9 protein-coding genes are annotated in these 8,584 nt (G+C 54.7%); 3 read left to right on the top strand and 6 right to left on the bottom strand.

Annotated features, from left to right (window positions below; translation table 11 throughout):
• Positions 1 to 840: 840 nt before the first annotated feature.
• The 3 genes from Yoon_RS17585 to Yoon_RS17575 are packed head-to-tail and all read left to right on the top strand — an operon-like array spanning position 841 to position 3,450.
• A complete protein-coding gene (locus tag Yoon_RS17585; RefSeq protein WP_238114080.1) occupies positions 841 to 1,848 on the top strand; it encodes an ABC transporter substrate-binding protein in 1,008 nt (335 codons plus the stop codon).
• Between the two features lie 52 nt (positions 1,849 to 1,900).
• Complete coding sequence (locus Yoon_RS17580) at positions 1,901 to 2,692, top strand: ABC transporter ATP-binding protein (protein WP_238114089.1); 792 nt, start codon at positions 1,901 to 1,903, stop codon at positions 2,690 to 2,692.
• Positions 2,692 to 3,450, top strand: coding sequence for an ABC transporter permease (locus Yoon_RS17575; protein ID WP_238114078.1), 759 nt, complete (start codon positions 2,692 to 2,694; stop codon positions 3,448 to 3,450). The genes Yoon_RS17580 and Yoon_RS17575 overlap by 1 nt, the downstream gene beginning before the upstream one ends.
• An 85-nt stretch (positions 3,451 to 3,535) precedes the next feature.
• On the opposite strand, the gene Yoon_RS17570 is transcribed toward Yoon_RS17575, so the two are convergent.
• Genes Yoon_RS17570 through Yoon_RS17545 form a run of 6 tightly spaced genes read right to left on the bottom strand, consistent with a single transcriptional unit; the run spans position 3,536 to position 8,563 of the window.
• On the bottom strand, positions 3,536 to 3,934 hold the full coding sequence (locus tag Yoon_RS17570) for a DUF2177 family protein (protein ID WP_238114076.1): 399 nt from the start codon (positions 3,932 to 3,934) through the stop codon (positions 3,536 to 3,538).
• Positions 3,931 to 4,647 (bottom strand): tryptophan-rich sensory protein, encoded by a 717-nt coding sequence (locus Yoon_RS17565; RefSeq protein WP_238114074.1) that lies wholly within the window; start codon positions 4,645 to 4,647, stop codon positions 3,931 to 3,933. The genes Yoon_RS17570 and Yoon_RS17565 overlap by 4 nt, the downstream gene beginning before the upstream one ends.
• Complete coding sequence (locus Yoon_RS17560) at positions 4,644 to 5,381, bottom strand: SDR family oxidoreductase (protein WP_238114072.1); 738 nt, start codon at positions 5,379 to 5,381, stop codon at positions 4,644 to 4,646. Before Yoon_RS17560 ends, Yoon_RS17565 begins: the two co-directional genes overlap by 4 nt.
• On the bottom strand, positions 5,374 to 6,531 hold the full coding sequence (locus tag Yoon_RS17555; RefSeq protein WP_238114071.1) for a cyclopropane-fatty-acyl-phospholipid synthase family protein: 1,158 nt from the start codon (positions 6,529 to 6,531) through the stop codon (positions 5,374 to 5,376). The genes Yoon_RS17560 and Yoon_RS17555 overlap by 8 nt, the downstream gene beginning before the upstream one ends.
• On the bottom strand, positions 6,531 to 7,286 hold the full coding sequence (locus tag Yoon_RS17550; RefSeq protein WP_238114070.1) for a DUF1365 domain-containing protein: 756 nt from the start codon (positions 7,284 to 7,286) through the stop codon (positions 6,531 to 6,533). Before Yoon_RS17550 ends, Yoon_RS17555 begins: the two co-directional genes overlap by 1 nt.
• Positions 7,283 to 8,563 carry an NAD(P)/FAD-dependent oxidoreductase gene (locus Yoon_RS17545; protein ID WP_238114069.1) on the bottom strand — a complete coding sequence of 427 codons (1,281 nt, stop codon included), beginning with the start codon at positions 8,561 to 8,563 and terminating at the stop codon, positions 7,283 to 7,285. The genes Yoon_RS17550 and Yoon_RS17545 overlap by 4 nt, the downstream gene beginning before the upstream one ends.
• Positions 8,564 to 8,584: the final 21 nt, after the last annotated feature.

Below are 8,584 nucleotides of genomic sequence, written 5' to 3'. Positions count from 1 at the left end.
TTAGATAAGTAATATCAATACGTTAACGCCCTACGGGGCGATATTTGCGTTTCGACCGAAATGCGTGGTGCTACAATGGTGCTACATTGTAAGCGTTGCATCTGACCCCATAGATAGCAACTTACCTCAAGAACGTCCTGATTTTATGATGCGTCCAAGAGGACACGAGCATCATGAACGCACACAGCCTCGCTTGGCACGACACGGTCCAGCAGATCAAGAGTTGCCTCGGGGTATGTCACCGGTAAGTTCGAGTCGTTTTCCGTATCATCTTTTTCAGAGTGTAGTGGTGCATATCAAGACGTTTGATTGGCACCAGAAACGGCAGTATTGCGTAAACAATTTCGTCAAAATTGTCCGTGGCCTCCTCTGCCAATGACATGAACCTTTGCGAAGTTTCAGATGTTTGGCAGATAGCCTCTCTTGGCCACGCCTTGTCCAGAAAGGACTTTCCTCGAGTTCGCCACTTCTTCTTGTGCTTGACCAAACGAGCCAAGAACCAAATGGAATGGGATCGTCCTGCACGGTGCTGCCGATCTGCGACCGCATCTCGCTTGAATTCATCCGTAAATCTAGCCCCTGACGTCACTGTTTCTACGCTTCCAAAATCATCAAGCAAAGCGTCTACAATGCTAGGGGTTATTCATTCCTTCTGAAACTGGCGACATCCGTTTCGGCTTCATGGTTTGTTGAAAAAATAGGCATATCTGAGCGATTTGCTCATTTTGCGTCACAAAAATTGAATTCCGATAAATATGGGTACACCTTTTCTGGGAACCCAGAGGCGTTTCTGACCAAATCGCGGGCGAGCTATAAATCGCCCAAACTTGAGGACATCTAATGAAATTGGAAAAAACGCTGCTAGCGGCTTTTGCCGCAGTACTCACAACGCCTGCACTGGCTGAGACCGAGATACCATTTGCACTAGATTGGAAATTTGAGGGACCGTCGGCTCCGTATTTCCACGCATTGGATTCAGGCTACTTCGCCGAGGCTGACCTAAACGTGACAATTAGCGAAGGTGCCGGTTCATTAGACGCGATTCCAAAGGTCGCGACAGGGGCATTCCCGATGGGTTTCGCAGATATCAATTCGCTGATGCGTTTCCTTGATCAGAACCCTGACGCCCCTGTGACTGCCGTGATGATGGTTTATGATAAGCCGCCTTTCGCAGTCGTTGGTCGCCCGTCCTTGGGGGTTAGCGAACCATCCGACCTCGAGGGCAAAATCCTTGGCGCGCCACCCCCCGATGGGGCTTGGGCGCAGTTCCCGATCTTTGCGGCTGAAACCGGAATTGACGTGGATGCGATCACAGTCGAACCCGTCGGTTTCCCGACGCGCGAACCGATGCTGGCCGAAGGCAACGTCGCCGCGATCACTGGCTTTTCATTCTCGTCAACGCTCAATCTGAAACGCTTGGGCGTCGAAGAGGAAGATATCTCAGTGCTGCTGATGGCGGACTATGGCGTTGATCTGTACGGCAACGCGATCATCGTCAACACCGATTTCGCAGAGGCCAACCCAGAGGCGGTCACTGCGTTTCTTGGCGCGGTCGCGATGGGGTGGACAGACGCCATTGCAACGCCAGATGTGGCCATCGAAGCACTGATGGAGCGTAACCCTGCCGCAGACGCCGCGCTTGAAACCGAGCGACTGCAAATGGCAATCGACGCAAACGTCCTGACTGATTACGTCATCGAAAACGGCATGGGCGGTATTGATACCGACCGTATGGCAAACGCAATCGAGCAGACGAAGTCGGTTTATGAGTTCGTGAACGATCCTGATCCTGTGCTCTATTTCGATCCAAGCTATCTGCCGACAGATGGCAGCCTCATGCTAAAATAAGATATTGAGGGGGTGCTGTCGTGGTGCCCCCACATTCAAAGGCACCCTTCCCATCGAAAATCTCATTGAAATCAAAGGTGCGCGCCATGCGTATCAAACGGCAAGCGGGCCTTTGCCTGTGCTTGACGGGCTGGATGTGGCTGTTCCCGCGGGCACCTTTGCCGCTGTTGTTGGCCCATCTGGTTGCGGAAAATCCACGCTGACCAAGTTGGTTGCTGGCCTCATGAAACCCGACGAAGGCGAAGTTTGGCTACATGGCGAACGCGTCACCGGTCCGCGTAAAACCGTGGGTATGGCGTTTCAAAATCCAGTGCTGCTTGAGTGGCGTTCCATTCTGGACAACGTGATTTTGCCGCTTGAAATCGTGGCGCCCAAGATGCCCACAAAAGACCGTACCGCGCGTGCGATGGAATTGCTTGAAATGGTTGGGCTTGCCGGATTTGAAAGCAAGCGCCCTTCTGAATTGTCCGGTGGTATGCGTCAACGCGCATCATTATGTCGCTCGATTGTGCATAAACCCGAGGTCTTGATCCTTGATGAACCCTTCGGTGCGCTTGACGCATTTACCCGTGAAGACCTGTGGCAAACTATGCGCGACCTGCGTGCTGCGGAACCGTTCACGGCCGTCCTGATCACCCACGATCTGCGCGAAAGTGTCTTTCTTGGCGACCAAGTGATCGTGCTGTCGGGACGCCCAGCGCGCACGCAATACGTGATGGATGTCGATCTGCCCGCCGATAGAACACTGGACGCTTTGTTTACCCCGCCAGCCGCCGAAATGCTGCACATCCTGCGCGATCAGATCAAGATCGCTCAAGGGCGTGCCGATGAGGGAGGGGTCTAATGCTTCGCAAAATCGCCACCCCCGTCCTCGCCATTTTGATCTTTCTTGGATTATGGGAGCTGTTGGTTTGGGCCAACGGCTGGCCCAACTATAAAATGGCGTCCCCCTCGGACCTTCCGCCAGCGTTCTGGAAGTACAAAGAACTGTTTTTACTCATGGGATGGCAGACGCTTTGGCGCACGGTTGTGGGGCTGTTATTGGCCGTGATCGTTGGCACGTTGATCGGGATGATTATCGGCTTCTCAAAGCTTGCGCGAGACGCGCTATATCCTTTGCTCGTGGGTTTTAATGCGATCCCAAAAGCAACATTGGTGCCGGTTATTTCGCTTATTTTTATCGGCCAGCATGATTTTAACACCATTCTCATGGCCTTCATGATTTCCTTCTTTCCGATCGCGGTCTCTGTCGGCATCGGCCTCTCGACGTTAGAGCCTGAATACCGTGACATTTTGCGTGCGCTGGGTGCATCTCGGTTTACGATCTTTCGTAAGATTGCCCTGCCAAAGACGCTACCAGAATTCTTCGGCGCTCTCAAAGTATCTGCAACGCTGGCCTTTATTGGCACGAACCTCGTCGAGATCGTCAGCCCACATGGGCGTGGGCTTGGGGCCCTATTCAAGTCTGGTGAGACGAACGGTGATTACCCGTTGATGTTCGCCGTGCTGATCGCCTTGGCCGTTCTTGGCATTGTTTTGTATTATGCGGTGATCTTTTTAGAACGCACATTCGCGGGTTGGGCGGATCGGGAAGGCCACTAAACTGACGTGGACGCGTGTTTTTGTGTTCAAACGCCACTGTTTTTGGAATTTAGGGACCACGTTTCTAAGGCATCTTCGCGTTCCCTCATCCCATCGTGCGGGTCACCATTACGCCTGTCCAAGCAGCAAACCCTGTCAGGGCGCCTCCCCAAATCGTATCGACAGCTACTTGTTCGAACGACCAATCGCGTAATGTCGCATAGTTCGTGAACTCATAGGTGCCATAAGCAAAGACCCCCAATGCAACGCCACCCAGTAATGCCGCTACCGGATCACCAGCACGTAGGGCTGGAACCGACACGAACCACAAGATGCCAGCGATATAACCAAGATAGAATATAGCGGCCGGTACGATACGAAACGGATCAACGAACAGATGTTCAACATGGCGATCGAACACCGGCTTGACGATGAAGCGCAATCCAACGACGTCGGCGACCAAGAAGATCACCGCAGTTGAAATGTAGAGTATCAGGATGTTCATGTGCTCGGGCCTTTCATTAATGAGAGCATGGTGCGAAGCACCAGTGCAGCGATGCCAAGGGTGGCCAACGCGATCACCGGCCAATTCGCGTTGGATGCGTTTTGAACAATTACCCCAAGCAGTGCCCACACGACGGCTATGGGGTAACCCCATTCGCGCGGTCGGGCTGATTGCACTTTCAAGGCAACGGCCAAAACGCAAATGAGACAGATGATCGCCGCGCTCTGTGCTGACACTACTGCGTATCCTCCCAGCAAGACGCCGATTGCCACGCCGGAGGCCGCAGTCAGCCAGCCCGCATAGAGCGCAACAGGTCGCACTTGCAACCAAGGATGGGAATTGCCTGCGCGCAGCATGGCTAGGATTGCCAGAGCAGCCATCGCCACAATCATGAACGTGGCGAGGATTGGCGCGGCGTTCGCGGCTGCTATCCAAAAAGTTCCAATGATCAGGCTGATTGCAAGCGGAGTTCGCATCGCTTGCCAGCCAGGGTCGTCCGCTGCACGCCAGACCCCATACCCCGCCCCGATAAGAAGCCACAGATAGATCACCCCCCAAATCGAAAAGGCGTAACCAGCCGGCTGCACAGGTGGATCGATTTGTACGACAGGAAACTGATCTGGCGTGAAGCCGTTGAACCCGCGTGTTGCCAGTGGCGAAAAGACGAACGTCAGCGTGCTAATCAGCACAACGAGAGCGAGGTGTCGTTTCATTTTGTAAGCCTATTGGTGAGCGGCATAGCGGCCCAATAAGGTAGGGCGCTCAGAAGTTTCAGAGCCCAAGTCAGACGGCGCGGGAAATGGACTTCGAAACGCTTTGAACAGAGCTCATCAATGATCGCACGCGCCGCGCGTTGCGGCGTTACCATCGCGGGCATGCGGAAATCGTTGCGCTGTGTCAGTCGGGTGTCGACAAAGCCGGGGTTGATCAGGCGCACATCGATTTGACCGGAAAGTTCTGCGCGCAGAGATTCCGCCAAGTTGATCACACCTGCCTTGGTTGCCGAATATATTTGACCTTGGGGCAACCCGATATAACCCGCCACCGAGCCGCATAGCGCCAGTTGTCCGCCATCCTTCAGCAACTTTGGGCCGACCTGCGCAATATGAAAACTACCGGTCAAATTGGTTGTAACAATTTGCGCCGCCCGCTCAGCGTCGAGATCGGCGATCTTTCCGGGATCATAAATGGCCGCCAGATGCACAATACGGTCCAAAGCGCCGATCTTGGCAATCTTGGCGGCGGCGGCATCAATGCTGGAACGGTCTGAAACATCAAGGGCAAGCGGTACGTGTTCTGGCCCCAAGCCTGTCGCCAGAGCCTCCAGCCTGTCATATGTGCGCGCCGATAGGATCAGGCGCGCGCCACGATTGGACCATTCTTGCGCGAGGGCGGCACCGATTCCGTCACTGGCACCAATTACCCATATGGTTTCACGTTCAGGCATGGGCTAGTTCCACTTGAACGACATCCGTCTGTTCCACCGCAAAAGACGCCGCACAGATACCGAGGTAAAACTGCCAATTGCGCAAGAATTCGTCACCGTAGCCCAGTTTTTTTACGTTGGCCGACTGCCGGGTTAGTCGATCGCTCCATTGAGCACAGGTGCGGGCATAGTCTTGGCCAAACCCATGACTGGCCCTTACCGCGAGGCCTGCACGCTGCGCTTGATCGGCGATCACTGCATTTGACAACAACATGCCACCTGGAAAGGTATATTGCCGGATGTAATCAGCACTGCGCCGATATGTTTCAAAATAGTCATCGGGTACAGTAATCGCTTGGATAACGGCCCGCCCACCTTCGGCTAGCCGGGCCTTTAACGTGGCGAAATAAGTAGGCCAGTAGGCTTCACCGACGGCTTCGATCATCTCGATGGAGACGATGCTGTCATATTGCCCCGCGCTGTTGCGATAGTCCTGTAGTCGGATTTCCGCCCTGCCGTCGAGCCGCGCATCGGCATAGCCTTTTTGGCTTGGGGAGATTGTTAACCCCGTCACGTGACGGCCGGTTTCGGCGGCTCGTTCGGCAAAGCCGCCCCACCCACAGCCGATCTCTAGCACCCGTTCGGCATCGCTGATCTGGTTCAATACACGGTCATATTTGCGCGTTTGGGCGCGCCCAAGGTCATTGTCGTCCGGCGCAAACATCGCTGACGAATAGGTCATGCTCTCGTCGAGCCAAAGCTGATAAAATTCATTACCGACGTCGTAGTGCGCCCGAATATTGCGCGAGGCACCTTTCAAAGAATTGGAGCGCAGCAGGCGGTTTGCCACGCGGAACTTTAAACTGGCCCAGAACCCAGCGTAGGCGAAGCCGTGAAATTCTTCGAGGTTTTTCAACGCAACAGCGGTAAGGTCCTCGACCGAGGATGTATCCCAGAGCCCTGCAACATATGTTTCGCCAAGACCGATGTCGCCGCGCGATGCGATAGCCGTGACCACGGACCAGTCGTTGATCTGCATGTCAGCGACTGGAGCGCCTTGGCCAAAGTTGTAAATCTCGCCTTCAGGTGTGCGCAGTTGTAGGCTGCCCGAACTGATCTGGCCGCAAGTGTCCAAGAAATCGCGCTTCACGCGTTTTGTCAGGAAAAGCATTATGTGACCTCAGTCTTTGGGGGTGTTGGGCGGGTCCGATATCGCGCGCCCTTTAGCTTTAGGCGAAGTGCCTGCCAGTGGATCAGCGTGATTGTTCGAAGCGCACCCACGGGCCGGCGCATTACAGCTTTGATCAAACCGACGTTTGTTAAAGGCGCACGGGGGCCGGAAAGCGTGGCGATGACGCCCTCTGCACCATTGGTGTGAAGGATGCGAATAGCGATCTGGTCTGCTTGAATAGAAAATCTGAACTCATATTGCCCCTTAACTTCCTGAAATGGCGATACATGTAAGGATTTCGGGGTGGTAATGCGGCTAGACGAAGTGATGGGTGCAAAGCCCGGTAGGTGGCACAAATACGAGTGCCGGTCGCCAAACGGTGTTGACACCTCGGCGATGACTGCAACAAGTTCAGAGCCCTGCACCGCCATCCAGAAACTGACCGGATTGAAGACGTAGCCAAGAATGCGAGGCTGGGTCAGAAGCAAGATTTGGACGTTATCTTTAGCAAGCCCATGCGCTTTGAGAACCTCGCGCGCCCATGCAGCCCCACGACCTTTCTTCAACAACCCGCCATGGTCTCGGTCCTGCACAGATGCCAAATTGAAGCGATTACGTGAAAATAACCTCGGCCCAAGGGTAGGCGCTTCGGCGTCGATCAAAACGTAATCGACGCTATAGCGGAACCCATGCTTAATATCGCCGCGGCGGGTGTGTGTCGTCTCACCTGAGATATGTTCTATCTGTCTTATCATGCGATTTGTTGATCCATCATGCGGGCGATGCGAACAGCGCTGGCAAACCCGTCTTCGTGAAAACCGTGCCGCGTGTACGCCCCAGCATACCAAGTGTTGTTTTGGCCCTGCATTTCGGTCAGCTGCCGCTGCGCGGCTAGGGCCGATACGTCAAACACCGGATGTCGAAACACTTTCTGATCGTAGATGTGTTCGTCAGGCACGGGCACGGATGGATTCAACGAAACGAAAAGTGGGTCAGTAGATGGAATATTTTGCAGGCGGTTCATCCAATAGGTTACACCAATTGCGGGTTCCGGTTTGGTCGTGTCTGCTTTGTAAACCCAGCTCGACCAGACTGCCCGGCGTTTTGGCATCTGGGTCGTATCTCGGTGCAGGATCATCTGGTTGTCTTGAAATCGGATAGCTGACAACGCTGCCCGCTCCCGAGGCGTCGGCTGTTCCAAAAGGCGGAGGGCTTGATCCGAATGGCAGGCGAAAATCACCTGATCGAACGGTGCAAGTGGCCCAGCGCTACTGTGTATGATGCTTTGATGCGCGTTACGGCTGACACTTTGCACGGCGGTTCCCGTGCGGATCGCTACACCACGCCCGCGAAGGCTATGTTCCAACCGACGCACGTATTCGATGCTGCCGCCGTCCACCGTCCACCACTGATGCTGTCCCGAAGGGCTCAGCAATGCATGGTTGCGGAAGAATTGGACCAATGCGCGGGCTGGAAAGCCGCGAATTTCATCCGGCGGGGTCGACCAGATCGCCCCACAAAGCGGCATAAGGTAGTAGCGTTGAAACCAGTCGCCTAACTGCAGATCACGCATCAAATCGCCGATGGTGGCGCTATCGTCCGTGGCCAGCGCTTCGGCTTTGTCATTGAATCGCAAAATGTCCCGTACCATCCGGGCAAACCCCGGCCGCAGCAGGTTGCGTTTTTGCGCGGTCAGCGCTTTCAGGTCGCGCAACCCGTATTCGATCTCTCCGCCATTTATCGAGGCACCGAAGCTCATATCACTTTTCACGACCGGTACGTCTAGATTCTGAAACATGCGCGTCAGGTGCGGGTAGTTCGCGTAATTGAAGACAATGAAACCCGTATCGACAGGCTGATCACCATTGACGCCGGCCATCACTGTCCGCGCGTGGCCGCCCAACCGTGCCGAGGTCTCAAATAGGGTGACCGCGTGATGGGGGGCAAGAAGATGTGCGGCGGCTAGGCCAGATATACCGCCGCCGATGATGGCAATGCGCTGCGGACGGATCGGGGCGGCATCTAAAGACATTGAAACTCCGGTTGGTTGTTT

It is taken from the genome of Yoonia sp. I 8.24, assembly GCF_022096995.1.
Classification (GTDB): Bacteria; Pseudomonadota; Alphaproteobacteria; order Rhodobacterales; family Rhodobacteraceae; genus Yoonia.
The sequence above is the reverse complement of the archived record's forward strand: the minus strand, read 5'-3'. Positions and strand labels throughout refer to the sequence as shown.

Coding starts and splice junctions, on each gene's coding strand:
- Yoon_RS17585 (WP_238114080.1), top strand. CDS start 841: ATGAAATTGGAAAAAACGCTGCTAGCGGCTTTTGCCGCAGTACTCACA.
- Yoon_RS17575 (WP_238114078.1), top strand. CDS start 2,692: ATGCTTCGCAAAATCGCCACCCCCGTCCTCGCCATTTTGATCTTTCTT.
- Yoon_RS17570 (WP_238114076.1), bottom strand. CDS start 3,934: ATGAACATCCTGATACTCTACATTTCAACTGCGGTGATCTTCTTGGTC.
- Yoon_RS17565 (WP_238114074.1), bottom strand. CDS start 4,647: ATGAAACGACACCTCGCTCTCGTTGTGCTGATTAGCACGCTGACGTTC.
- Yoon_RS17560 (WP_238114072.1), bottom strand. CDS start 5,381: ATGCCTGAACGTGAAACCATATGGGTAATTGGTGCCAGTGACGGAATC.
- Yoon_RS17555 (WP_238114071.1), bottom strand. CDS start 6,531: ATGCTTTTCCTGACAAAACGCGTGAAGCGCGATTTCTTGGACACTTGC.
- Yoon_RS17550 (WP_238114070.1), bottom strand. CDS start 7,286: ATGATAAGACAGATAGAACATATCTCAGGTGAGACGACACACACCCGC.
- Yoon_RS17545 (WP_238114069.1), bottom strand. CDS start 8,563: ATGTCTTTAGATGCCGCCCCGATCCGTCCGCAGCGCATTGCCATCATC.